Origin of the sequence: Delftia tsuruhatensis, from assembly GCF_903815225.1 — a bacterium.
GTDB classification, from domain to species: Bacteria; Pseudomonadota; Gammaproteobacteria; order Burkholderiales; family Burkholderiaceae_C; genus Comamonas; species Comamonas tsuruhatensis_A.
Window position 1 is genome coordinate 2,710,869 of sequence record NZ_LR813084.1, and the last position, 24,661, is coordinate 2,735,529.

The window sequence follows — 24,661 nt, forward strand, 5'->3', positions numbered from 1 at the left end:
CTTTCTTCACGTTGCGGCACCAGCGTGCGCCGCATGCATCCATGAGTACACCTGATCTTCACTCGGCTTCCCTGACGGATCTCTATGCCTTGCTTGACGATGGCCTGAAGGAAGAGGCCTTTGCCGCCGAGCTGGACAGGCGGCTCCACGAAGGGCGCGCCGACGAAGTGAGCACCTTCCTTCGAGATTGCGAGGAGCGTTGCCTCAACTTGCTGGGACATCTGAGCGGCAATGAGGCACCCTGGGCGCGTGATGGCCAGCGCTGGCTGGCGTTTGCCAGGCTGACGCTGCCGCGCGGGCACATTCTTGGCGGGGCGGGGGACCAGCAGTCCAGCGCCGCCATCGCCGCCGAGGTGCGCGTCCTGGCCGAGCAGTGGCTGGCCTATGCCCGCAGCGAGGGACTGTCGGTCAACCGGGGCATAGGCCTGGTGCTGGGTCGCCTGCTGCCATGGCTCGGCTATGCCGACATGCCCTATGAAGAGGTGACGGCCACGCTGGACTGGATACTGGCTCTGCGGGAAGAGGGGGAGTACAGGCGGGACCACGAGTACCACGCTCCCTGGAAATTCCTGATCACCCAACTGAGCGACGCTGACCTGCAACGCTATGCCGCCGTGGGCGGCAAGCTGTTCGACGACATCCTGGAGCACTACCGCAATGTGCGCCAGCCCAGGTTGCCCAAGGGCCAGGGCTGGAAGGACTGGATGCCCTTCTTCGCGCAGCACCCGGTCCTCTTCGACAAGTCCTGCATCGATGACCCCGACCTGATCGCCCAGCGTTGGGGCACGGCCGATGCGGTCCGGCGCGAGATCCTTGCTTCGCTGCTGATGGGGAACCGGTCCGGTTCCCGGCCGGCAGAGCGTGCCCGCTCGCTGCAGTTGCTGGACCGCCTGGTGGCCGAGGACCCCGCGCCCTTTGCCAGGCAACTGGCCGAGAGCGGCCGCTACCTGGTCAGCCGGGAATTGGTCCAGCATGTGATGCAGCAGGGCCACGAAGCCCTGCTGCCCCTGTTGCTGCCTGCCATCGCACAGCGCTGTGAATATGCGGATGAGGCGCGCAAATACCGCGGCGTGGTCCGCGAACTGGTGGCGGCCAGGCCGGCCGACCTGGCCGCCGTGGCGACCAGGGATCTGGTGTATCTGCTGCCGGCTCTCGAAGGCCCCAGCCTGCAGGCGGCGCTGCCCACGCTGACCGCCGTCATTGCCGGCAGCAGCGCCAAGGGCCTTCGCACGGCCGTGGCGGCCCTGGCCGCGCGGCTGCAGCCGGCCTGGCTGGTGGAGGCTGGCTGGCTGGACAAGCCGGCCAGGAACCTGCTGCTGGCCTGCCGCGACGTGCTGCTGGCCCATCCCGATCCGGCTGCCGGGCCGCTGCTGGCGCAACTGCTGGCGGGCGGCAAGCTCGATGCGGCTTCCGCCAGCAGCGTGCAGCAGCGGCTGCAGCAGCTGGGCCTGGCGGGACCGGCGGCGGCAGCCGGGCACGCAGGCGAGCCGGCGGCCCGGGCCGGCGAGGCTGACGGGGACATGCAGGCGCAGGTCGCATCGGTCAAGCGCCTGAGCGCGGCCATCAAGCCCTTCGACACGCCCGAGCTGCTGGCACTGTGCGCGCCGCTGTCCGAGCATGCGGCCCGCGTGCTGCTGCACGTGGCGGCCATCGCCGAGGGGGACCTACCCCCGCTGGCCGCGCAGTTGCTGGCCTGCATCCCGCAGGAAAACCGTGCCCGCCTCGCGCTGGCCCTGGTGCAGCAGTGGATCGCGGCCGAGGGCGAGCCCAGACAGCGCTGGGCGCTCAGGCTGCTGCCCGGCCAGGCGGATGACCGCGTCGTCGACGTGCTGGTGGCGGCCGTGCAGGCCTGGAACCGACAGCGCCTGCAGCGGGCGGCCGCGGCCGTCGAGCACCTGGGCGAGGTGGACAGCCTCTACGCCCTGCTGCGCGTGCAGGAGATTTCGGAGTCGCGTTCGCTCAAGGACCAGGTGCAGCGCTCGGCGCGCACAGCCTTGCGCGCGGCGGCGGCGCGCCGGCAGATGAGCCTGTCCGAGCTGTTCGACGAACTGACGCCGGACTTCGGCCTGGGACAGGGCCTGTCGCTGACGGTCGGGCCGCAGACCTACCGCATCGAGCTGCAGGGCGACCTGGGCCTGCGCGTCATCAACGACAAGGGCAAGGCCGCCAAGTCCATCCCCGCCGTCAAGGACGAGGCACTCCGGCCCGAATGGGAGGCGGCCACGGCCCGGCTCAAGACCCTGGCCGCGAGCCTGAAGACCGTGGTCAAGCAGCAGGGCCCGCGCATGCTGGCCGCCCTGGTCAGCGGCAAGCGCTGGCCGCTGGAGCGATGGAAGCGGCTGTTTGTCGCCCATCCGCTGCTGCGCATCGTCGGCCGCAGCCTGATCTGGCGTGCGGAGGATGCGCCGGGCCTGGCGCGCACCAGCTTCCGGCTGGCCGAGGATTTCTCGCTGGTCGATGTCGAGGACGAAGCCCTGGCCCTGCCCGAGGGCAGCCACATCAGCCTGTGGCACCCGGCCACGGCCCTGCCCGGCGAGCGCGAAGCCTGGCAGGCCTATTTCGCCGACTACGAGCTGGAACCCCTGGTTGACCAACTGGGCGCCTGCGCCGAGCAGCCCGCGCCCAGCCAGTTCAAGGACGGCATGCTGCTGCCGCCGGCGCCGCTGACGCTGGCGCAGGAGCAGCTGGGCGGTCTGCTCAAGAAGTTCGGCTACCGGCCGGGTCCCGTCGGCGACGGCCCCAGCATCAACGAGCATGTGTGGCACCTGCCCGCGCTGCAGTTGAGCCTGGAGCTGTCCCATGGCTACTTCCCTCCCTATCTGGAGCTGGGCCTGCCCGTGGCGGTGCAAGGGCTGCGCGTAAGGGACCTGAGCAAGGACCACTGGGCCAGCGCCAACCCCGCGCGGCTGCCCAGGCCGCTGCTGGCCACGCTGCAAGGCCAGTGGCTGGCCCTGGCGGCCAAGGCGGCGGCCTGAAGATTCTCTTGCCGGAAAGCCTACAGATCATGAACCACGACGACAGCGGCGCCATGGGCCTGCAGGCACTGTACGAGCAGTGCACCGGGCCGCAGGCGGCCGAACACGGCCTGCGGGCCTTCGCCCAGGAACTGGCGCAGCGCCTTCGGCAGGGTCGCACCGAAGAGGTGGCCGCCTTTCTGCGCGATTGCAGCACGCTGTGCCAGGAGCGCCTGGGCCGGCTGGACGCCGAGCACGCGCCCTGGCAGCGCGATCCGCAGCTGTGGCTGGAGTTGGCGCGCATCAGCATTCCGCTGGGCCAGTTGTATGCCGTCGATGGCCGCAAGCCGCCGCGCAGCGAGGCGCTGAGCGCCGAGCTCCTGGCCCTGGCCCGGACCTGGCTGCAGGACTGGGCCAGCCGCAGCCACCAGCCCTGGAGGCTGCGCGATGGCTATGACTTCGTACTCCGGCGCATTTTCGGCCTGCTGGGCCACGAAGGCATGTCGGGCCGCGATGTCCAGGACCTGCTGCGCTGGGCGCTGCAGCTGCGCGCCCAGGCTGGCATCGACGCCACGGCCACCTACTACTGCCAATGGAACTGGCTGCTGACCCGGCTGTCCGAGGACGAGTTGCTGGAGCTGGCCTGCGAGGACGGGGGAGGGCAACTCAGCCGCGACATCGTCCAACAGCAGCTGCCGCTGCAGCGCCAGCGGCCCGTGGAGCGACGCTGGGAACGGTGGCTGGATTTCTTCGCGCGCTGGCCTGCGGTGTTCGACCAGCTCAAGCTGCCAGAGCCCGTACTCATTGCCCAGCGCTGGCCCCAGGCCGACGCTGCGTGCCGCCTGGTGTTGGCCGAGCGCCTGTTCGATGCCCTGCACTTTGCCGCGCCCGGGGACTGGCCCCACCACCAGGCCATCATGGCCGGCCTGCTGCGGGACGATGCCGCCCCCCTGGTGGCCTGGCTCAAGAAAATGGGCCACCTGGTCCTCAAGCCCCAGGCCGCCCGGTGGCTGTGGTCCGCGCAATGGCCCGAGCTGGTGCCGCTGCTGCTGCCGGTCTGCGCGGGCGGCTGCGACTACGCGTCCCACCGCGAGGACTATGCCGCACTGGCCGAGACCATCCTGGCCGAGCGCCCGGCCGATCTGGCCCGGCTGTCGGCCACCCATCTGGCCCAATTGCTGCCCTTGCTCCAGGCCGAAACCCTGCAGCGCCTGCTACCCCAGCTGGGCAAGGCGGCCTCGTCCAGCGCCAGCAAGGGCCTGCGCACGGCCCTGGCCCAGGCCCTGGCCGCGCTGCCGTTGCAGGCCCTGCAGGACGCGGGCTGGCTGGCAAAACCCTCCAGGAACCTGGTGCTGGCCTGGCGCGATGTGCTGATCGCCCATCCCGACCCGGCCGCTGGCGGCGCCCTGGCCGCGCTGCTGGCTGGCGGCCTGCTGGATGTGGCCGAGCATGGGCCCGCGCAGGCGCGCCTGCTTGCCATGGGCCAGGGCAGCAGGGCGACAGCCGCGCCACTGCCGGCGCAGGCCGCCGACCCGGCAGCGGGCCTGGACGGCCTGGAAGCCCAGGCCGCCCGTCTGCAGGAGCTGTCCCCGGCCATCGCAGCCCTGGACCGCGCCGAACTGCTGGCGCTGCTGGCCCCGTTGTCGCCCCATGCGGCGCGTTGCCTGCTGCACCTGGCGGCCACCGGCCCGCAGCAACTGCCCGATCTGGCGCGCCAGTTGCTGGCCCAGGCCGGCGCCGAAGCCCGCGCGCGCCTGGCCCTGGCCCTGGTGGAGCACTGGATTGCCTGCGACGGCGACCCGGCCTCGCGCTGGGTGCTCAAGCTGCTGGAGGGTGCGGCCGACGACCGCTGCGTGGAACCCCTGGCCGCCGCGGCCCTGGCCTGGCACAAGGCGCGCAAGGAGCGCGCCGTGGTGGCCCTGCAGCAGTTGGGCCGGCTGGACAGCGTCCATGCCCTGTCGCGCGTACAGGCCCTGGCAACGGGCCGCCTGCTCAAGCCCAGCGTGCGGGCCGCCACTGAGGCTGTGCTGGTCGAGGCAGCGGCGCGCCGCGGCATGGCCCTGGAAGACCTGGCCGATGCGTTGACACCCGACTTCGGCCTGGCCGCGGGCCTGAGCCTGGCCGTGGGTGAGCAGACCTACCGGGTGGAGCTGCAGGGCGACCTGGGCCTGCGCGTGGTCAACGACAAGGGCCGCGCCAGCAAATCCCTGCCCGCCGTCAAGGACCCGGCCCTGCAGGCCGAACGGGATGCGGCCATGGCCCGGCTCAAGACCCTGGCCCAGGGCGTGAAGGCCGTGGTCCGGCAGCAGGCGCCGCGCCTGCACGCCTGCCTGGTGCTGGGCCGCAGCTGGCCCGTCCCGCAATGGCGCCGGCTGTTCCTGGAGCATCCGTTGCTGCGGGTGCTGGCCCAGGGCCTGGTCTGGTGTGTGGAGGTCGAGGGCGGGTCCCCCTTGAGCCTGCGTATTTCCGAGGATTTTTCGCTGACCGATGCCGACAGCGATGTCGTGGCCTTGCCGGACACGGCCCGGGTGGCCCTGTGGCACCCCGTCCAGGCCAGCCCCGGCGAACGCCTGCAATGGCAGCAATGCCTGCAAGACTTTGGCCTGCAGCCGCTGATCGACCAGATGGGCGCGCCCACCGACCTGCCCGATCCCGGGCAATGGGCCGACGGCCTGCTGCGGCCCGCCCGCGCGCTGCGCCTGGACCAGGCGGCACTGGAGGCCCTGGCAGGCCAGTGGCGCATGGGTGCCGGCCCCGTGGAGGACGGCCCCGGCATCTACATGCACCTGCAGGATTTTTCCGTGCCGCCCTGGCGCCTGCAACTGCTGCATGGCGCGGCCATGCCGTTTCACCTGCCAGGCCATGGCGTCGATATCGAAGGCTTCGCGCTGTACGACCGCGGCAGCGGCCAGCCGCTGGCCCCGCCGCAGTGGCCGCTGCCGCTGCAGGCCACGCTGCAGTCCAGGCTCAACGCCCTGGCCGCGCGCGCGGCGGCCTCCGAAGGCGCGAGCACGCGCGCCGAACCGCAACCCGCTTGAAACCATCGACCATGAACACCTCCATCACGGAACACGCCACGCTCGAAGAACTGGGCGCCTCCCTGCCGGCCCAGGCCCTGGCCGAGGTCCTGGCCGAACGCATGCGCGCCGGCCAGGACGAGGAAGTCGGCGCCTTCGTACGCAGGATCTATGACGAAGGCAGCCACCCCATGCGCTGGCTGGGCTCCATAGAGCTGCCCTGGACCCAGGACCACGGGCTATGGCTGGCCTTTGCGCGCCAGATCATCCCGTTCGGAGGCAGCATGTTCGGCAATTTCGACCGCACGGTGCCCCTGCCCGGGCCTGAGCTGGCGGCTGAATTCGAGTCCATGGCACGCCAGAGCCTGGCCCGGCCCTGCGAGCAGGACAAGGCGCGGGAACTCGGCGACCGAGCCAGGCGCATCCTGGACATGTTCCACTGGACCTGGTATCCGGGCATGGCGCGCGAGGCCGTGCTCGAACGCGTGGAATGGGCGCTGGAACTCCATGCCATGGCCGGTGGCACCAGCGGCAGCATTTCGTGGTCCGATCTGCTGGAAAGCCTGGACGATGATGACCTGATGCGGCTGGCCGAGCGCGGCGGCCCGCTGTACGCCTCCATACGCCGCATCCATCCCGAGCGGCACAAGGAGCTGCCCCATCCGCAGCGCTGCGCGCCCTGGTATGGCATCGTGCGCAACCATCCCGACTGGTTCGACGACAAACCCATCCCTTCCGACCCCGGCCTGGTCGCCCTGCGCTGGGACCTGGGCGCCACGGACGAGCGCCGTGTCGAACTCGTGGACATGCTGCTCAGCGACGCCGACCACGAGCCGCTGGAGCATTTCGCCCCCATCTTCGACCGTCTGGTGCGCGAAGCGCCCGCGCTGTTCGTGGACTGGCTCGGCAGCTGGCGCGCCCAGTACCGCTTCACGGCCCCCATGGCCGAGCTGATCTGGCGTCACCGCTACCCCGAGCTCATGCCGCTGCTGCTCCCCACCATGCTGCGCCGCTCCAGCCTGGACAGCTTCGTGGGCCTGCTCAATCGCATGGTGGCGGAACGCCCTGACTACCTGCGCGAACTGCCCACGGCGCGCCTGGCGCCCCTGCTGGGCCAGATGGACCCCGCGCTGGTGCGCAGCCAGCTGCCTTTGCTGGGCGAGCTGCTGGCGGCCAGCAGCTCCAAGGCCTTGCGCGAGGCCGTGGCGCGCTGCGTGCAGGCCCTCGATGCCCAGGACGTGCTCCAGCTGTTCGAGCGTACGGGCTGGCTGGGCCGCGGCGAGCGCCAGATGCAGCTGGCCTGCCGCGACATCCTGCTGGCCCATGCCGACCGCCGCGTGGCGCCGCTGCTGCGCCAACTGCTGGGCACGGGCCTGGACCTCGGATCGGAAAGCATGGTCGAGGGCCGGCTGCTGGCCCTGGGCGAGCCCTCACCGGGCGCCCTGGCCGTCGACGCCGGCGGCAGGGTCGAACTGGCTGACGTCGAGGCCCGCGTCGCGCGCTTCAAGCGCTTTTCCAGCCTGCTCAAGGCCTACGACCAGCCGGCCATCCTGGCGCTGTTCGCGCCGCTGTCCGCGCATGCGGCGCGCACCGTGCTGCACATGGTGGCCACGGCCGACGAGGAACTGCCGCCCCTGGTGACGCAGATGCTGGCCCATGTGCCCGCCGAAAACCGGGCCCAACTGTCGCTGGAACTGGTCAAGTGCTGGGTGGCACTCGACGGCGAGCCGCGTGCGCGCTGGGCGCTGCGCCTGGTCACCGGCCATGTGGACGACCGCCTGGTCCAGACCCTGGTCAACGCCGTCAAGGCCTGGGGCTGGAGCAAGAAGCTGCGCGCCATCATCGCCGTGGAGCAACTGGGCGCGCTGGACACGCTCTATGCGCTGTCCCAGGTGCAGACCCTGTCCACCTCGCGCAAGCTCAAGGACCTGGTCGTCGCGGCCACGCATGACGCGCTCGAGGCGGCCGCCCAGCGGCGCGGCCTGAGCCTGCTCGAACTGTATGACGAACTGACGCCCGACTTCGGCCTGGGTGGCGATGGCCGGGTGCTGGAAGTGGGCCCGCTGCGCTACCGCCTGCAGTTGCAGGGCGACCTGAGCCTGCGCGTGGTGGGCGACAAGGGCAAGGCTTCCAAGACGCTGCCCGCGCTCAAGGACGCGTCGCTGCGCTTGCAGTGGGATGCGGCCCAGGCCGAATTCAAGACCGTGGCCGCTGGCGTCAAGGCCATTGCAAAGCAGCAGGTGCCGCGTCTGGGTACCGCCTTCATGACGAGCCAGCGCTGGCCCGCCCCGCGCTGGCGCAGATTGTTCCTGCAGCATCCCCTGCTGCGCATCGTGGGCCGCAGCCTGATCTGGCGGATGGAGCAGGGCGCCAGCTTCCGCATTGCGGAGGACTTCTCCCTGCTCGATGCCGCCGACGATGCCGTGGAGCTGCCCGAGGACGCGCAGGTGCTGCTCTGGCATCCGGTGGACGCGGCGCCCGGCGAGACCGAGGCCTGGCGTACCTGCCTGTCCGACTACGAGCTGCAACCGCTGATCGATCAACTGGGCGCGGGCACGCAACTGCCTGACGCCAGCCAGTGGAAGGACCAGGCACTGCATCCCGCCGGCCCGCTGCAGATACGCCAGGGCGCGCTGTCCGGCCTGCTGGCCAAGTGGAACTACCGCCCCGGCCCGGTGGAAGACGGTCCCGGCATCTACGAGCACAAGCTGGACCTGGCCGGGCGGCAGCTGTACATCGAACTCCACCACGGGCGCTACACGCCCTACATGGAACTGGACAACCGCGTGGACATCGTCAACGCCGTGGTCTATGACAGCAGCCACCGCGGCGAAGACGGGCGCTGGCCCCGGCTGCTGCCCCAGCAATGGCCGCGCGCACTGCAGGCCACGCTGATGGCGCAGTTCTCGGCCATCGCCGCCAAGGCCGCTGGCGGCAAGGATGGTGACTGATGGCCACCAAGCGCACTGCAACGGCTGCCCGCGTGGCCGCCGAGTCCGCCACGCCCTCGGTGCAACGCCTGCCGGCCGAGCTGGCCCATGCCCGGGAACTGGCGGCGCTCCAGGCCGTCGACCAGGGCCCGCGTCCCGAGGGCTGGCGTTTGAGTCCGCGTGCCGTGCGTCGCTTCATCCTGGGGGACGCTGGCGCCAGCGGGCCGGCCATCGCGCGCAAGATCCACGGCAACGATGCCCTGGTCGAGCGGGCCATCGTCACCCTGGCCGGCCAGCGCGGCCTGATGCTGGTGGGCGAGCCCGGTACCGCCAAGTCGCTGCTGTCCGAGCTGCTGGCGGCCGCCATCAGCGGCGACAGCAAGCTCACCGTGCAGGGCGGGGCCGGCGTGGTGGAGGAGCAGATCCGCTACGGCTGGAACTATGCGCTGCTGCTGCGTGACGGTCCGGGCCCCGCCGCCCTGGTGCCGGGGCCGCTGCACCGTGCCATGGACCAGGGGCAACTGCTGCGCTTCGAGGAGATCACGCGCTGCTCCACCGAGGTCCAGGACTGCCTGGTGCCCGTGCTGTCCGAGCGCCTGCTGCAGATCCCCGAGCTCAGGCACGAGCAGCCCTGGCTGCTGGCGCGCCCGGGCTTCAACGTCATCGCCACGGCCAATCTGCGCGATCGCGGCGTCAACGAGATGTCCGCCGCGCTCAAGCGCCGCTTCAATTTCGAGACCATGCGGCCGCTGGAGGATGTGCAGGCGCAGGCCGCGCTGATCGGGCAGGAAGTGGACCGCGCACTGGCGCGCCAGCGCATAGGCACCACGGTCGCCCCCGAGGTGCTGGCCCTGCTGGCCACGGCTTTCCAGGAGTTGCGCAGCGGCAGCGTGGAAGGCACGGCCGTGGAGCGGCCCGGTACGGTGCTGTCCACGGCCGAGGCCATCGATGTGGCCTTCAACGCCGCCTGCCAATGCTGGTATTTCGGGCAGGAGCGTGTGGGGCCGGCGCATCTGGCCCGCCATCTGCTGGGCACGGTGATCAAGGACGATGACGAGGACCGCCGCCGTTTTGCCGAATACCTGCGCGTGGTGGCGCGCCAGCGGGCCGGGCAGGCGCACTGGCAGGACTTCGTCGCGGGTGGCCGTGAGCATTGACGCGGCCTTGCTGGAGCCGCTGGCGCAGCTGCGCCTTGTGCCGGTGCGCCACCACAGCCCGCGCTGTGCCCACCACCTGCGCACGCTGATGCGCGAGTTCCGCCCCACCCATGTGCTGATCGAGGGGCCGGGCGAGCTCGACACACTGCTGCCCGCGCTCCAGCATCCCCAGGCACGCGCACCGCTGGCCGCCTACCTGCATGCGACCGTGGCCGGGGACGGTCCCGCAGGCGAAGACTGGCGCTGCCGCTGCTACGTCCCCTTCGCGGCCTTCTCGCCCGAATGGGTGGCCCTGCGCGAGGCGGCGCGGCTGCGTTGTGCCGTGCAGTTCATCGATCTGCCCTATGCGGCACGCCTGGAGCAGGCGGCGCGGCTCGACTACTTCGCCTGTGCGCCCGAGCCCTTGCTGGCCGACGAGCCCTCTCGCCGCGCTCCCGACGTGCTGGAGGGGCTGATCGCGTCCGGTGGATGCCGCGACTTCGACGAATGGTGGGACCGGCACTACGAGTCCGGCGCCGGGGCGGACTCGGCCCGGGACTACTTCGCCGGTGTGCTGGCCTTCAGCCAGCTGCTGCGTGAGCAGGGGGAAGGTGCCGATGCCGAGGACGCGGCCCGCGAGGCCTACATGGCATCCCGGGTGAAGGCCGTCCTGGCCGGGGGTGGGCGCTGCCTCGTGGTCTGTGGGGGCTTCCATCTGCCTGCGATCGCCGCCGCCATCACCGCCGGAGCCACCACGGCAATCGCCACCGACCTGCGTGTGCCGGACCGGCCCGCCGCGCACCGGCCGGACATCGCCGTGGGCGTGCACCTCATCCCCTACACGCTGGAGCGGCTGGAGCGCGCCAGCGGCTATGCGGCGGGCATGCCCATGCCCGGCTACTACCAGGGTGTATGGCAGGCCTGGGAGCAGGGCGCGCGCCACCCCGACGCCGAGGCCTGGCCGGCCATGGCTGCGCGCGTCGCAGACGGCCTGCGTGCCCGAGGCCTGCCGGCCAGCCTGCCCGATGCGGCCGAGGCCGTGCGCGTGGCGCAGGGCCTGGCCGCGCTGCGTGGCTGCCATGGCGGCCGGGCGGAACTGATGGAAGCCCTGCACAGCGCCATGCTCAAGGAGCATTCCGGCGCCTTGGACCTGGCGCGGCTGGTTCCATGGCTGGCGGGCGCCGACGACCATGGGCGGCTGCCGCCCAATGCGCCGGCCGCGCCGCTGCTGGCCGATGTCCAGGCCTTTTGCGTGCGCCATCGCCTGCCGGTGCGGCCAGCGGCGCCCGTGCGCAAGGAGCTGGACATCTACCGCAGCGCGCGCCACCGCAACCTGTCCCAGGGGCTGCACCGTCTGCGCTATCTCGGCGTGCCCTACGCCCAATGCGAGGCCGGACCGGATTTCGTCACGGGCAAGGGCCTGGCGCGCGTGCGCGAAGTCTGGACCCTGGGGTGGCAGGTGGAGACCGCGGTGGCCCTGACCGAAGCCATGCGCCACGGCTCCAGCCTGGAGGAGGCGGCCGTGCACCTGGTGCTGGAGCGGCTGGCTCGCAGCGCCGACACGGGGCCGGCGCTGCGGGTGCTGGAGGTGCTGGTCATGGGGCTGGAGCGCATCGCGCAGCAGGTGCTGGATGCCGTCCAGGCCTGGATGGCGCGCAGCCACGACGCCTTGGCGCTGGCACAGGCCACGGGCCAGCTGGCCCTGGCCTACGAGACGCGCCATGCGCTGGGGGGCGTGGGCCAGGCGAGCCTGCTGTCCTTGCTGCGGCGCTGCTTCGTCCAGGCCTGCCTGCGCCTGCCGTGGCTGGGGCAGGGCGACTCTTGCCAGCAGGCCCAGGCCCTGGACGCGCTGGCCGATCTGCACGGCATGGTCTGCCGGCAGGCTCCCTGGACGGATGCGCCAGGGTTCCACGAAGCCTGCATGGCCTTGCATGGGGCCGGCGCGCCAGCGCGCGTGCGTGGCGCCTGCGCCGGCATCCTGAGCCTGTCAGGCCGCTGGCAGGCCGGCGACACCGATGCAGCCTTGCGCGGCATGCTGGGCCTGGCACAGACCGATGCCTGTGCCATGGGAGAGTATCTGCAAGGCTTCATGCGGGTCGCCAGAGGCTGGCTTGTCAGCCATCCACCGCTGCTGCGCCTGCTCAGCGACGCCATCGCGCAGTGGCCGGAGGACGCCTTTCTCGACGGCCTGCCGGCCTTGCGGCTGGCCTTCGCACAACTGACCAGAGCCGAGCTGGAGCAACTGGCCGGACGGCTCGCAGGTCCGGACCCTTCCTGGCCGCAGGCGGCCCTGGCGACCCTGCGCCTGCCATCGGCCGAGGACCTCGCCCAAAGCCGGGCCCTGGCCGGGCAGGTCGGCCGGCTGCTGCTGCCCTGGGGGCTGTCATGACCCAGAAGGAGCCACCCATGCATGAACCTGGCCTGGACGCTGCCACCCGGCGGCGCTGGCGCCTCATTCTCGGGCCCGATGCGGCCCGGACGCTGGCGGGCGCCCACCCGCTGGATGCGGCCGATGCACGGCGCGATGCGGCCCTGGACTACCTCTACCAGCGCGAGCACCGCCTGCGCGAGCAGCCTGGCGCCCAGGATACCGATGCCTGGGAAAGCATGGGCGCAGCGGTCGAGCGCCGGGGCGCCGCAGGGGCGCCCGAGCCCCAGGCCGTGCGATGGCTTGGTGAAGTCCGCAAGCTCTTTCCCCGCAGCGCCGCCGAGACGCTGCAACGCGACGCGCTGTCGCGCTACGGCCTGCAAGAGCTGCTCGCAGACCCCCAGGTGCTGGCGCAGGCCACACCCAGCATCGAGCTGGTGGCCGCACTGATGGCCGTGCGCGCCGGACTGCCGCCACAGGTGCTGGCCGAGGCCCGTCGCCTCGTGGCCCGCGTGGTGTCCCAGCTGGAGGCGCGGCTGTCCTCCCGCGTGCAATCCGCCTTCGGTCGCAGGCGCCTGCGCCGCAGTGGGCGGGGTCCGGGGCAGATGAGCGACCTGGACTGGCCGCGCACCCTGCGCCACAACCTGCGCCACTACCAGAGCGAGGAGCAGTCCCTGGTGCTGGAGCGGCTGTTCTTTCGCGAGAACGAGGCACGGCGTCTGGCCTGGAATCTGTGGCTGGTGGTGGACCAGAGCGGCTCCATGTACGAGTCCGTCATCCACAGCGCCGTCATGGGAAGCATCTTCGCGCGCGTGCGCGCCTTGCGCACGCAGGTGCTGCTGTTCTCCGACCAGGTGGCCGATGTCACCGGGCAATTGCATGCACCCGAGGAACTGCTGCTGGGCGCGCAATTGGGCGGCGGCACCAACATCGGCGAGGCACTGGCCCATGTGGCGGACCGGCTGGTGGCGCCGCGCCGCAGCGCGGTCGTGCTGATCACCGATCTCTACGAAGGCCATGACGAGGCCCGGGTCCTCACGCAGGCCGAACGCCTGGTGGGCAGCGGCGCCCGCGTGCTGGTGCTGGCCGCGCTGGACCGCCGTGCGCATCCCGACTACGACCGCGACCTGGCCGCGCAACTGGTGGAGCGGGGCGCGCAGGTCGCCGCCATGACCCCCGACCACCTGGTGGACTGGCTGGCACGCGCCATGCAAGGAGGGCCTGGCTCATGATGCGGCAATGGTTGCGCGCCCTGGAAGACGACGCCATCGCGGACTGGGCCAACCGGGGGCTGCTCAAGCGTGGCGCCAAGGCCCTGGCCATCGCCGACACCGGCCGCTGGCAACTGGAGGCCAGCCATGCCCGAGCCGATATCGAGGGCCATGTCCAGACCCTGGGTGCGGCGGGCTTTGCGACGCTGCAGTGCAGTTGTCCCGCCTATGGCCCCTGCCATCATCTGTGCGCCTTCCTGCTGGGCCTGCGTGGCCGGCTGGCGGATACGCCCGCCTTGCAGGAGCAAGCCGCCGCGCCGGCAGCCCCCTGGCTGGAGGGCGATGCCCAGGCCGTGTCCCAGGCCTTCGGTGCCGCCGCGCAGCGCAAGGCGCTGCGATGGATGGCACAGGGCTTCGAAGCCGTGCTGGAAGACGGCAGCGCCGCGCTCATCGGCGAGCTCTCCAACCCTGACGAGGTCACCGTGCGCGTGCCGCGCGCGGGAGGGCTGGCCGCGGCCAGCTGCAGCTGCAAGGCGCCGGCCTGCGCCCACCGCGCCCTGGTGGCGCTGCAGGCGCGGCGTGCGGCGGGCGCCGCCATGCCGCCGCTGCCCGCGCATGCCCTGGAGGCCGCCGCGCTCGAAAGGCTGGCGCAGACCCGCCAGTGGCTGATCGGCTGGACGCTGCAAGGCCGCGCGGGCATGAATCCCGTGTTTCTCGACCAGGGCCAGGCGCTGGCGACAGAGTTGCGCCAGGCGGATCTGCCCCGGCCCGCCGGCGTGCTCGACCTGCTGGTGCGCGCCTTGCGCGACGAGCGGGCCGGACGCAGCGGGGCGGCACAGCGCGTGGCGCCCTTGCTGGCCTCGCTGTGGATGCTGCTGCGCGGCCTGTCGCAGCAGCCCATGCCGCGGCCGCTGCGCGAACTGGCTGGCGTGCACCGGCGCAGTTACCGACGTGTGGATGGCCTGTGCCTGCATGCCGTGGCAGCCGAGCTGTGGCTCGCCCCCGGTGGCCAGCGCGGCTTTTCGGTGCATTTGCAGGATGCGGCCAGTGGCCGCTTCCTGAGCTGGTCGGCATCGCGCGCCGAGGGGTTCGATACCGACTGGGATCCCGCCGAGGCGCTCGACAACGAATCCCTGGGCGGCTTCACCGCGCGGCAATTGCTGGCCGGGCCCCATGTGCTCGTGCAGGGCTGGGCCAGCGACGACGGCCGGCTGTCGGCCAGGGATGCCACGCGGCTGGCGCCGGCCGAGGCCGTCCCATCGCTGCCCGGAGCCGACGATCCCCGGGCGTTGCTGGCGCGCCATCTCGCGGACCTGCATGCCGACCCCTGGCGACAGCAGCCTCCCTTGAGGGCCAGGCTGCGGGCCACGGCTTGCGGCCTGCCCCAGCGCGACGAATCGCTGCGGCGCTGGACGCTGGCCCTGCAGGCGCCGCAGGCCGGACCGGCCATGGACCTGGTGGGCGAGCTGCAAGGCCCGCAGGCCAGGACAGGGCTGGCACTGCATCGTGAACTGGCGCGGGGCAGGGTGCTGGAGGAGGTCTTCGGCCGCGTGCAATGCGTGGCCGGGCGGCTGCAGGTCACGCCGGCTTCAGTGCGCTGGCGCCATGGCGCGGGCTGGCACCACCTCAGTGCGGGCTGGGAGGCCCCCGGCCCTGTGGACGCTCCGAAGGAGTTGCCATGACAGGCCCCGGGCACACCATGGACCCTCTAGGCCAATGGCTTGAGCAGGGACTGTCCTGGCTGGCGGACATGCAGGCCGCGGGCCTGGCGGCGGCAGGCATGCCCCTGCTGGCCAGGGGCCGCGCGTGGGCGGACCGTGCCGAGCTGCTGGGCTGGGCCGCCGTGGCCCGGCGGATGGACAGCGTCCTGGACCCCGCAGGGTGTTCCCGCGAGCGTGCCGAGGCCCTGCTGGACGTGCTGGTCTGGGTCACGACCGCCGGGCGGTTGCAGGCCTGCGAGGCTCAGTCGCCGGATTGAAAAAAGGCATTGAGCTCGCTGCCCGGCGCGGCCTGCGCGAATGCGTCGAAGCGGCCCGTCTTCGCGATGGAGCGGGCCGCTTGCAGGAAGCCGGCCCAGGCGGAACGCGCCAGGGCGCCTCCCACGCTGATGCGGCGCACTCCCATGGCCTCGGCATCGGCCAGGCTGAACTCGCTGGCCGCACCGATCAGCAGGTTGACCGGCTTGGGCGCGACCGCCGCGACGACGGCGCGGATCTGCTCGGCAGTGCGTATGCCGGGCGCGTACAGGCAATCCGCGCCCGCCTCGGCATAGGCCCTGAGCCGGGCGATGGTGTCCTCCAGATCCGGGCGACCCACGAAGAAGTTCTCCGCGCGCCCGACCAGCACGGTGCTGCCGCCGGCTTCATCGATGGCGGCGCGTGCCGCGCGCAGGCGTTCCACGGCTTCATCGATGCTGCGCAGGGGCCGTTGCGCATCGCCCGTGGAGTCTTCGATGGACAGACCGGCCACGCCAGTGTCCAGTGCCATGCGAACGCTTTCGGCCACGGCCTGCGGATCGGCGCCGAAACCGCTCTCGAAGTCGGCATTCACGGGCAGGTCGGTGGCCGCCACCATGGCGCGAAGATGCTCCAGCACCATGTCGCGGGAAACGGCACCATCGGGCCGGCCCAGCGACCAGGCATGGCCAGAGCTGGTGGTCGCCAGCGCCTTGAAGCCCAGGCCCTCCAGCATGCGGGCACTGCCTGCATCCCAGGGATTGGGCAGCACGAAACAGCCCTGGTGATGCAGTTCCCGGAACCGGGCGCGCTTGTGTTCTACGTTGGTGTTCATGGAGTGTCCGTTGCGTGATCAGGATCGGGGACTGCCACGATAGCCGGTATCGGCCACCCATGCGCGCCACTGCCGCGCCGTGGCCGCTTCACGCAGGCTTCATGGACCCGGCGGGAAGAGCAGGGGCCGGGCCGCTTCGGAGGGCAGCACGCAGGCCACGTCATGGGCGCAACCTGGGACCACCACGAAGCGGCGCGGCCACTGCGGCGTCAGCATCTCGCGCTCGTAGGCGGCGAAGGCCTGGCCCCGCTGCAGCCGAAAGGGCCCCTGCAGCATGGCGGCGCAGGATTTGTCCAGGATGGGATAGAAGGCGCCCTTGTCCGCGCTGCTGTCCAGGGCCGCTTCCAGATAGTCGATCTGTGCAGCCGCATAGCGCGATCGCGCCGTGGCCGCATCGCGTCCCAGGTGCCCTGGCAAGGCCTGCAGGCCGTATTTCCATCGGTCATGGCCCGGGCAGGTGCTGGCAGCGGGCGGTACCTGAAAGACGAAGCCGCATGCACCCGGGAACGCTGCGCCCGTGCCGCAGGCGGCCCAGTCGGTGTTCTGTCCTGCAATCCGGGGCTGTGGTCGGACGGGATCGAAGTACAGCCAGGTGCCCGGGTCTGCGATCACGTAGCGCAGGCTGACGGAGTCCGGCGGATCGGCGGCGAAGGCCACGCTGTGCTGCAGCATCTGGGCACCCGCCGAAAACCCCGCCAGGGTCACACTGCGCAGGCCGGGCCAGCGGTGTACAAGCTCGGCCACCAGCGCATCCAGCGCGGCGAAGGCGCCTATCGGATGGGGGCCCAGCGAAGGCTCGCCGGCCAGCCAGCCTCCGCAGGTCCATACGGCATCTTCGCTCTCTGCGGCAGGCACGCCGTGGCTGCGGCAGTGCACCGCCTGATCCCCGGGTACCTGGTACAGCGGGGCAATGACCACGGTATCTTGCAGGCGCCGCGCCCCTTCGGCAGCCCGCAGGCCGGCCTCGAAACTGCGGTTGGCATCGCGCGGATGGCCGTGCATCACCACCAGGGCGGAGCGGGGCCGTGCACCGTGCAAGGACTCCGGCTCCTGCGATGCGTAATAGCGCATGCGCCCGGCACCGTTCGGCAGCGCAAAAGACCGCAGGCAGGCATCGCCGGCCCGGTGCTGGCATCCGGATGGATCACCGGGGGCCGCGCCTTGCGCCGGCGCCATGGCTGGTATCGCGAGAAGCAGAAAAAAGAATGCGCGCAGGCGACAAGGAGTTGGCATGGTGCGGGCTGTCATGTGTGAAAGGCCTGGCTGGTGGACTCCTCCGCGGACCGTTGCGGAGAATGGCAGATCGTCACCTCTTTCCCTGACTTCAAGGTCCAGATGGTCAGTTCCTTTCCAGACCTGAAGGTCGACATGGGCAGTTCGTCTCCCGGCGTGCGATGGCCGTGAATCCCGTCGAATCACCGGCCCGGTGCACGGTCCCCCTCAGGGCTCGGTGCATGCAGCCGGACCCTGAAGCCTTCCGGGGCGTGATAGCGAGGAACGCCCCAGCCCTCGTACTGCCGCATCAGGCAAAGAAAGCGATGCTTGAGCTGCATGGCCGCGCTGAACTCGTCCCAGGCGATCAGCGCGCAGGGTGAATCGCCGTAGGTGCTGCAGATGCGGACCTCGCACCGGCCCGGTTCCATCCGGGCCCAGCCATCCTCCCGCAGGCTGACGCCGTGCACCTGCGGATTGCGCAGATCCAGCAGATCGGCGAGATAGGGCAGGTCCAGGCGGTTGAGCCAGGAGTAGTTGAAGAAGTGGTGCATCACGTCCAGTGCATCGGGCGAGCCCTGGGCGTCGAGATCCATGTGCATGCGTGTGTAGTCATCGCAGACCCTCATGCCCAGGACACGCAAGGTGCTCAGGCGCAAGTCTGCGTTGGTGCTCTCGGAAGCGGGGGTGTCCGGCATGGCTGTCTGTCGAGGATCGAGGGAACGGCGCTTGCCACTGTAGCCTGCATGGCCCCGGTCGGACGAAGACCATCCGCGACGGCTTGTCCCCGGCCCTGCGGACATGGCGGTCACCGGCAGACAGACGGAGTCCTCCTGCCCAGCGCCATGCTGCACGCAACAGGATGCAAGCCACATCCCCGGAGATGGCCAGTTCGGCGGTAGAATCGGGCGCAATCGTCGGGGTGGAAGACCACGGAAAAGGCGGAGCCGGGCTGCAATGGTCCGGACAAAGGGTGCAACGATCACCCTGGCCCGAAAGGGTACCGGCTTGCGTGTAGCGGCATGTTGCGAAACAGCCCCGGACCGGTTTCAACGCGGGTGTAGTTCAATGGTAGAACGGCAGCTTCCCAAGCTGCATACGAGGGTTCGATTCCCTTCACCCGCTCCATTTCGATTTTCCAAGGACTTCCAAGCATGTCCAAGGAACGGTGTAAGTTGTTGTCACGATTGAGAATTTCCTCTCAATCTGCGTCCACTGACTTCCACCAAAATCCACCAACTGCCGGTCAAAACCGGTACAAATTGGTGTCAAAAAATGCGGACAGTCCTCGTTGCGCATTGATCGAGGTGGGAACAGATCGAGGACATCAGCATGCCATCCAACCCCATCTGGAGTTGGGCCATGGCACTTACCGATCTCATCGTTCGTCAAGCCAAGACGACCGGCAAACCTTATACCCTCGGCGACTTCGACGGCCTCTGCCTGTGTGTCTCGGCTATCGGCAGCAAGGTCTGGCATTTTCGTTTCTCCTGGGTGGGCAAGCGTGACCGGATGACCCTGGGTGGCTACCCCGCCTTGTCTCTGCGCGAGGCCCGCGAGATGCGTGATCAGGCGCGTTCGTTGTTGGCCAAGGGCGTCAACCCGCGGGTTGATCGCAAGCAAAAAAACCATAGTGTTCGCCTGGCTGGGGACAACACATTCAGGGCTGTGTTCGAAAAGTGGTTTGAGCATCGGCAGCAGACCCTGGATTTTGGTCGCCAGAGCACCCTTGAGCAGATCACGCGCACTTTCAACAATGATGTGTTCCCGATAGTGGGCAAGCTCACAATCTATGAAGTGACGCGCCATCTCTTGCTTGAGGTCGTGGGCCGTATTGAGAAGCGGGGCGCGTTGTCGGTCGCGGAAAAGGTGCGTACTTGGCTGGGGCAACTGTTTGACTACGCGATGGTGGCGATCGAGGGCATGGAAAAAAATCCCGCCACCGACCTGCACATCCTCGCGCTTCCCTTGCCTCCGGTGGAGAACAATCCATTTCTACGCATGGCCGAACTGCCGGAGTTTCTGCGTGCTTTGCGCAAGTACCGCGGCCAACAGGTGACGCGGCTTGCCGTCCGCTTGCTGTTGCTAACCGGGGTACGTACAGGGGAGCTGCGCTTGGCGACGCCGGAGCAGTTTGACTTGGAGCGTGGGTTGTGGCTAATTCCCGTGGAATCGCTCAAGCAGCGCAAGATGCTGACGCGTAAGACGCGTCGGCGGGTTACGGATATTCCCCCTTATATTGTGCCGCTCTCGGTGCAGGCCATGGAGATCATCCAGCACCAGTTTGAAAATTTCAAAACTGCGCAGAAGTATCTATTTCCTGGGGTTCGCTGCCGGGCGGATCGTATGAGTGAAAACACCGTCAACCTTTCACTCAAGCGTATGGGCTACGCGGGCCGCTTAACGGGGCATGGTATCCGCGCGACGCTGTCCACCGCGCTCAATGAAATCGGCTATCCGAGGATTTGGGTGGATGCGCAGCTCTCACACGCCGACCCCAACAAGATCAGTGCCAGCTATAACCATGCCGAGTACGTGGAGCAACGGCGGGTGATGATGCAGGATTGGGCGGATCGGCTGGACTTGTTTGAGCAGCATGAGGTGGCCCTGGCCAGCATGAGCTTGACCATTCATCTGCAAGGCTTACCCATCATCGCGGGGCAGCAAACCATGCCCCAGCCCAGCCTCGGAGTGCAAACACCGATTATTTTATTGGCACCGCCAGAGCAAGAGGTCGCCATGGCTTCGCCAGCGACCCAGCGCCTGCCAGCAGTGGCCATGCCGAGCTACGCCGAGCCCAAGGTCTCCGAGCTACAACGGCAGCATTTGCGCGTGCTTGAGGTGTTTGAAGATGCCGACAACTTGCCGGTCGCTGACTATGCCAAATTGGTTGGTAAGTCACGGCGTTGGATCAATTACGAGATACAGGCCGGCAACCTATTGGCGATTCATTTGGGTAATAGGGGCCAGCGCGTACCGGCCTGGCAGCTTGATTCACTCAAGCGCACCTTGGTGCAGAACGCCCTCAAACAACTACCGCGTAGTGTTGATGCTTGGCATCTCTACTATGCCTTGACTCAAGGTCATGAGTGCTTCGCTGGGCGTGCGCCGATAGAGGCGGTGACCTGGGATGAGCTGTCGCATGTGATTGAGGTGGTGTGCCAAGCGGCTAAGGAACAGCTAATGGGCACTGCTGTGTCGGCGTAGCAATGTACATCAGCCGTGCTCTGCGAGCGCGAGCGCGTGGATGTGGTGTTGATCCACGACCGTAGAGTCTTTGGCTCGGGCAGGATCAACGCATTGCACTACGACTCAGAATTGAAGTCGTCACACAATCAGAAAAATCAGAAAATTCTTAAGGCTTGGTCCCGTACTGGTCGGTACATCTTCTCTTTGTCAACTCATCTGAGGAAGATTCGGCTATCGGGTTTTTGACCGAAGCATTCTTCACGTGGGCTTGCGCTGGATATTCATCGCCTGCGCTTTCTTGGAATGGCCATGCCGACTGACATGGGAGGCAGGGCTCAGCGCACTGCGTCAACCCTAGGTAGCCTGTCGCGGGCGTAGCCAAGCATCTATAGGGATCAGCGAAAACCGAATTCTTATTATCTTTTGCTACTGCGGTCTACTAAAAAGCGGGGAAGGTCAACAAACGCTACCAAGCGAGGAGTACTCCCGATGCACTCATCAGCCGCTGCCACGCCCGTCGAACGACGCATTCTCCGCCTGGATGAAGTTGAAGCCAGAACCGGTTTCAAACGCGCCCATCTCTACGCATTGATGAAGAAAACCCAGTTTCCCCAAGCGCGCCGCGTGGGGGTGCGCGCGGTGGGTTGGGACTCTTTAGAGATTGACCAGTGGGTTGCGGCACGCCTGAATGGCACCTCCTAGCCACTCTGCGCGGCATCCGCCAGCCACCGACTGGAGAGAACCATGCAGGTAGTCTCGATCGTTTCGACCAAAGGTGGCGTTGGCAAAACCACCACCGCAGCCAATTTGGGGGGATTGCTCGCTGATGCGGGTCTGCGGGTGTTGCTGCTCGACCTGGACGTACAACCCACGCTGTCGTCGTACTACGCGCTGACCCATCGTGCGCCTGCCGGCATCTACGAGCTGTTGGCGTACAACGAACAACGCCCTGAGCAATTGATCTCGCGGACCCTTGTTAAGGGCCTGGACCTCGTGCTGTCCAACGACCATCGGGGGGAGTTGAATACCCTGCTGTTGCACGCACCGGATGGGCGATTGCGTTTGCGCCACCTTCTCCCGGCCCTGGAAGCGCGTTATGACCTGGTGCTGATCGACACCCAGGGTGCACGCACCGTGCTCTTGGAAATGGCGGTACTGGCCTGCCAAGTCGCTCTATCGCCGGTCACGCCGGAGATATTGGCCGCACGCGAGTTGCGACGCGGCACCTTGCAGTTGCTGGAGGACTTGGCGCCGTATCGCCAGTTGGGTATTGTCCCGCCCTCACTGCGGTTGCTCATCAACCGTGTGCATCCCGTCTCGGCGAACGCCAAAGTGATCCAACAGGCACTAGAAGAAATATTTACCGGCCATTCCACCGTCCAGGTGCTGCACACCAAGGTGCCGGCGATTGAAGCCTATCCACGCGCCGCCACGCGTGGGCAGCCCGTCCATCGCCTGGAGCGGCAACGCCCGCCAGGCCGGGTCGCACCCTCTGCCCTGGAGACTATGCGCGCGCTGGCCAGTGAACTCTTTCCGCACTGGCGCCCACAAATTGCGGCCGTCAATGGACTGGGCAGCACCGGGCCGGTCGAGCCTGTGCCAGAGCCCGCCCTGCCTGGAGGTAGCCATGGCTAAGCTCACCCCGCAAGGGATCGCCGAACAATTGCTGGTCGTCGGCTTTGAGCGCAGTGGCCCGCCCGCGCCAGCCTTGAGTGACCCTCTCGTCGACACTCCTATGGTTGTGACCCTGGATATGCTGGCGGCCTATGACCACGATCCACGGGTCAAACGCAATCCGGCGTATGAGGACATCAAAGCCTCGATTCTTGAACGCGGGCTGGATGCGCCACCGGCGATTACCCGACGACCTGGCGAAGAGCACTACATCATTCGCAACGGTGGCAACACGCGCCTGGCGATCTTGCGCGAGCTCTGGTCGGCAACCAAGGATCAGCAGTTCTTTCGCATTCACTGCTTGTTTCGCCCCTGGCCGGCACGCGGTGAAATCGTTGCATTGACCGGCCACTTGGCGGAAAACGAGCTGCGCGGCGGCTTGACGTTTATCGAGCGGGCGCTGGGCGTGGAAAAAGCGCGCGGTTTTTACGAGCAGGAAACCGGCAAGGCACTGTCGCAGTCTGAATTGGCACGGCGCCTCAGCGCGGACGGCTACCCCGTGCAGCAATCGCATATCAGCCGGATGCAGGAAGCGGTCCGCTACTTGCTACCCGCCATCCCCAATCTTCTGTACGGCGGCCTGGGCAGGCACCAAGTCGAGCGGTTGGCGGTGCTGCGCGGCAGCGGCGAGCGCACGTGGAAGCAGCGTGCGGCAGGCAAGCAACTGGCGATGGATTTCGAGACGTTTTTCATGGAAGTGCTGGCGCCCTTCGACAGCCAGCCCGAGCCTTTCTCCGCGCAGCGCGTGCAAGATGAATTGATTGGCCAGATGGCGGAATACCTGCAACTGGACTACGACACCTTGGCGCTCGATTTGCACGAAAACGAGAGCCGACAGCGCGCCCTGACCAGCACCCCAGCGCCGATGCCCCCACAACCTTCGGCGTCGGACAATGCAGCGCCAGCTTTACCCGCTACGCCACCGCAGTACCGCTACCGGGCAGATCAGCCCACCACGCCCGCCGTACCTGACCGGGCATCCGCTGAAGTACCCATCCAGCACACCACCCCGCACCAAGCACCGGTCCGGCCCCAGCAGCCCGAACAGCTCCAGGAACTCACAGTGTCGCCCGCGCCAACGACCGAGCGCTTGCAGAGCATTCAGAAGCTGGTAGCACAGCAGCTCGGCGACGAGCTACCCGACTTCACCGACAACGCGCTGAAGTCGATTCCGGTCCAGGCCGGCGGGCTCTACCCAATCTCAGACATTTGGTACATCGACCCTGGCCTCGATGCATCGGACCGACTGCGGATACATATCGCGCAATTCGCTCAGGAAATCGCCGAAGAAGCGCAGATTGCCCCAATGGTCGAAGCATGCGTCGACGGTATCGGCTTCCTCTTGTCTGCCCCTGTAGACGCGGCCAACAGCGACCCCGCATTTGCCCTGGCCGTGCATACGTTGCTGGTAGCGCTCTGCGATCGTCCCCCTTTAAACACGCGCTCCCCAGCCCTGGCCACCAATGAATTGGCGGCACTGTTGAGCGGCCAGCGGGCGGCCAGACGCTTGAGCGATACCGCATTGGTCAAGCTGTTTCGCCTATTGCGCCTGGCACGGCGCCTTGCGGATTTGGAGCCTAGCCGCACAGCACGCGGCTCTTGAGACAGGGAGCAGCCTCATGTCCTCACCTCATCCCTTGAACCAAGCGGTCATCGCGCAGGCGCTGCATGATCTGCGCAACGGCCAGATTCGCCGCTGCAAAGCCATGGGTTTCGGGGATGCAGAGCTCGAAGCGCTGAAACACCCGGCCCTGACCAGTGTTCTGGCCAATGCCATGGTCTCCTGGTGCTCAATTTCGATCAACGTCGACGTGTTCAAACGTCTGCTGAATCAGGCACGCGAGGGCGAGCGGGAAATCGCCGCCGTTGATCGCATGCTCAAGCTCGGCGCGAGCACGGAAATGGTCGGGCAGTTCTACGGCCTCACCCATCAGGAAGTGGCCTTGCGTCGCGATATCTTGGGTTTGCCTAAACGTCGCGGACGCCATCCCGTCCTAGATGAACAACAGGACACCCTCCTATGGCAGCGGCTGAAGGCGCGCAGCGAGGAGCAGACAGTGTCGTTGGACGACGACATGGTCGCGCTGGAAATCGCCATGGATTTAGCCGAGGACATGGCGTTGCCACTCTCGGTCGTCTGGGCCGCCGTCAAATCCTGGGTTGCGGAAGGTTTGGTGTAG

General features: G+C 68.3%; 16 protein-coding genes and 1 tRNA gene. 14 read left to right on the forward strand and 3 right to left on the reverse strand.

Going from position 1 to position 24,661, the window contains the following annotated elements:
• Positions 1 to 41 precede the first annotated feature (41 nt).
• From L1Z78_RS12270 to L1Z78_RS12305, 8 genes are read left to right on the forward strand one after another with little or no spacing between them, the layout of a single operon-like run.
• Complete coding sequence (locus tag L1Z78_RS12270) at positions 42 to 2,975, forward strand: DUF4132 domain-containing protein (protein WP_234641764.1); 2,934 nt, start codon at positions 42 to 44, stop codon at positions 2,973 to 2,975.
• Between the two features lie 29 nt (positions 2,976 to 3,004).
• Complete coding sequence (locus tag L1Z78_RS12275; protein WP_234641765.1) at positions 3,005 to 5,992, forward strand: DUF4132 domain-containing protein; 2,988 nt, start codon at positions 3,005 to 3,007, stop codon at positions 5,990 to 5,992.
• A gap of 11 nt (positions 5,993 to 6,003) precedes the next feature.
• Positions 6,004 to 8,922, forward strand: coding sequence for a DUF4132 domain-containing protein (locus L1Z78_RS12280; RefSeq protein WP_234641766.1), 2,919 nt, complete (start codon positions 6,004 to 6,006; stop codon positions 8,920 to 8,922).
• A complete protein-coding gene (locus L1Z78_RS12285; protein WP_234641767.1) occupies positions 8,922 to 10,058 on the forward strand; it encodes an ATP-binding protein in 1,137 nt (378 codons plus the stop codon). Before L1Z78_RS12280 ends, L1Z78_RS12285 begins: the two co-directional genes overlap by 1 nt.
• Positions 10,048 to 12,426 (forward strand): DUF5682 family protein, encoded by a 2,379-nt coding sequence (locus tag L1Z78_RS12290; protein WP_234641768.1) that lies wholly within the window; start codon positions 10,048 to 10,050, stop codon positions 12,424 to 12,426. The genes L1Z78_RS12285 and L1Z78_RS12290 overlap by 11 nt, the downstream gene beginning before the upstream one ends.
• Before the next feature lie 17 nt (positions 12,427 to 12,443).
• Entirely contained in the window at positions 12,444 to 13,637 is a 1,194-nt protein-coding gene (locus L1Z78_RS12295; protein ID WP_234641769.1) for a VWA domain-containing protein, read from the forward strand.
• Positions 13,634 to 15,298 (forward strand): hypothetical protein, encoded by a 1,665-nt coding sequence (locus L1Z78_RS12300; protein ID WP_234641770.1) that lies wholly within the window; start codon positions 13,634 to 13,636, stop codon positions 15,296 to 15,298. The genes L1Z78_RS12295 and L1Z78_RS12300 overlap by 4 nt, the downstream gene beginning before the upstream one ends.
• Complete coding sequence (locus L1Z78_RS12305; protein WP_234641771.1) at positions 15,295 to 15,594, forward strand: hypothetical protein; 300 nt, start codon at positions 15,295 to 15,297, stop codon at positions 15,592 to 15,594. Before L1Z78_RS12300 ends, L1Z78_RS12305 begins: the two co-directional genes overlap by 4 nt.
• On the opposite strand, the gene L1Z78_RS12310 is transcribed toward L1Z78_RS12305, so the two are convergent.
• The 3 genes from L1Z78_RS12310 to L1Z78_RS12320 all read right to left on the reverse strand — a co-directional run bounded on the left by L1Z78_RS12310 (position 15,579) and on the right by L1Z78_RS12320 (position 18,316).
• Positions 15,579 to 16,406 carry an isocitrate lyase/PEP mutase family protein gene (locus tag L1Z78_RS12310; protein WP_234641772.1) on the reverse strand — a complete coding sequence of 276 codons (828 nt, stop codon included), beginning with the start codon at positions 16,404 to 16,406 and terminating at the stop codon, positions 15,579 to 15,581. The two genes, L1Z78_RS12305 and L1Z78_RS12310, sit on opposite strands and share 16 nt — an antisense overlap.
• Before the next feature lie 99 nt (positions 16,407 to 16,505).
• A complete protein-coding gene (locus tag L1Z78_RS12315) occupies positions 16,506 to 17,477 on the reverse strand; it encodes a hypothetical protein (RefSeq protein WP_234641773.1) in 972 nt (323 codons plus the stop codon).
• Positions 17,478 to 17,821: 344 nt separating this feature from the next.
• Positions 17,822 to 18,316: a hypothetical protein gene (locus tag L1Z78_RS12320; RefSeq protein ID WP_234641774.1), complete on the reverse strand. Its 495-nt coding sequence runs from the start codon at positions 18,314 to 18,316 to the stop codon at positions 17,822 to 17,824.
• 356 nt (positions 18,317 to 18,672) lie between these two features.
• Here L1Z78_RS12320 and L1Z78_RS12325 point away from each other — a divergent pair.
• The 6 genes from L1Z78_RS12325 (at position 18,673) to L1Z78_RS12350 (ending at position 24,661) form a co-directional block, all read left to right on the forward strand.
• Positions 18,673 to 18,746, forward strand: a tRNA-Gly gene (locus L1Z78_RS12325).
• Between the two features lie 234 nt (positions 18,747 to 18,980).
• Positions 18,981 to 20,825, forward strand: a complete 1,845-nt coding sequence (locus tag L1Z78_RS12330) for a tyrosine-type recombinase/integrase (RefSeq protein WP_234642155.1) — start codon at positions 18,981 to 18,983, stop codon at positions 20,823 to 20,825.
• A 471-nt stretch (positions 20,826 to 21,296) separates the two neighbouring features.
• Positions 21,297 to 21,509 carry an AlpA family transcriptional regulator gene (locus tag L1Z78_RS12335; protein WP_234641775.1) on the forward strand — a complete coding sequence of 71 codons (213 nt, stop codon included), beginning with the start codon at positions 21,297 to 21,299 and terminating at the stop codon, positions 21,507 to 21,509.
• Between the two features lie 42 nt (positions 21,510 to 21,551).
• Complete coding sequence (locus L1Z78_RS12340; protein ID WP_234641776.1) at positions 21,552 to 22,442, forward strand: ParA family protein; 891 nt, start codon at positions 21,552 to 21,554, stop codon at positions 22,440 to 22,442.
• On the forward strand, positions 22,435 to 24,084 hold the full coding sequence (locus L1Z78_RS12345; RefSeq protein ID WP_234641777.1) for a ParB family protein: 1,650 nt from the start codon (positions 22,435 to 22,437) through the stop codon (positions 24,082 to 24,084). The genes L1Z78_RS12340 and L1Z78_RS12345 overlap by 8 nt, the downstream gene beginning before the upstream one ends.
• 16 nt (positions 24,085 to 24,100) lie before the next feature.
• On the forward strand, positions 24,101 to 24,661 hold the full coding sequence (locus tag L1Z78_RS12350; protein WP_234641778.1) for a DUF2857 domain-containing protein: 561 nt from the start codon (positions 24,101 to 24,103) through the stop codon (positions 24,659 to 24,661).

What these genes read in the sequence shown, in the direction of transcription:
- L1Z78_RS12270 (WP_234641764.1), top strand. Translation starts at nt 42, where the DNA reads ATGAGTACACCTGATCTTCACTCGGCTTCCCTGACGGATCTCTATGCC.
- L1Z78_RS12275 (WP_234641765.1), top strand. Translation starts at nt 3,005, where the DNA reads ATGAACCACGACGACAGCGGCGCCATGGGCCTGCAGGCACTGTACGAG.
- L1Z78_RS12280 (WP_234641766.1), top strand. Translation starts at nt 6,004, where the DNA reads ATGAACACCTCCATCACGGAACACGCCACGCTCGAAGAACTGGGCGCC.
- L1Z78_RS12285 (WP_234641767.1), top strand. Translation starts at nt 8,922, where the DNA reads ATGGCCACCAAGCGCACTGCAACGGCTGCCCGCGTGGCCGCCGAGTCC.
- L1Z78_RS12295 (WP_234641769.1), top strand. Translation starts at nt 12,444, where the DNA reads ATGCATGAACCTGGCCTGGACGCTGCCACCCGGCGGCGCTGGCGCCTC.
- L1Z78_RS12300 (WP_234641770.1), top strand. Translation starts at nt 13,634, where the DNA reads ATGATGCGGCAATGGTTGCGCGCCCTGGAAGACGACGCCATCGCGGAC.
- L1Z78_RS12305 (WP_234641771.1), top strand. Translation starts at nt 15,295, where the DNA reads ATGACAGGCCCCGGGCACACCATGGACCCTCTAGGCCAATGGCTTGAG.
- L1Z78_RS12310 (WP_234641772.1), bottom strand. Translation starts at nt 16,406, where the DNA reads ATGAACACCAACGTAGAACACAAGCGCGCCCGGTTCCGGGAACTGCAT.
- L1Z78_RS12315 (WP_234641773.1), bottom strand. Translation starts at nt 17,477, where the DNA reads ATGCGCTATTACGCATCGCAGGAGCCGGAGTCCTTGCACGGTGCACGG.
- L1Z78_RS12320 (WP_234641774.1), bottom strand. Translation starts at nt 18,316, where the DNA reads ATGCCGGACACCCCCGCTTCCGAGAGCACCAACGCAGACTTGCGCCTG.
- L1Z78_RS12330 (WP_234642155.1), top strand. Translation starts at nt 18,981, where the DNA reads ATGGCACTTACCGATCTCATCGTTCGTCAAGCCAAGACGACCGGCAAA.
- L1Z78_RS12335 (WP_234641775.1), top strand. Translation starts at nt 21,297, where the DNA reads ATGCACTCATCAGCCGCTGCCACGCCCGTCGAACGACGCATTCTCCGC.
- L1Z78_RS12340 (WP_234641776.1), top strand. Translation starts at nt 21,552, where the DNA reads ATGCAGGTAGTCTCGATCGTTTCGACCAAAGGTGGCGTTGGCAAAACC.
- L1Z78_RS12345 (WP_234641777.1), top strand. Translation starts at nt 22,435, where the DNA reads ATGGCTAAGCTCACCCCGCAAGGGATCGCCGAACAATTGCTGGTCGTC.
- L1Z78_RS12350 (WP_234641778.1), top strand. Translation starts at nt 24,101, where the DNA reads ATGTCCTCACCTCATCCCTTGAACCAAGCGGTCATCGCGCAGGCGCTG.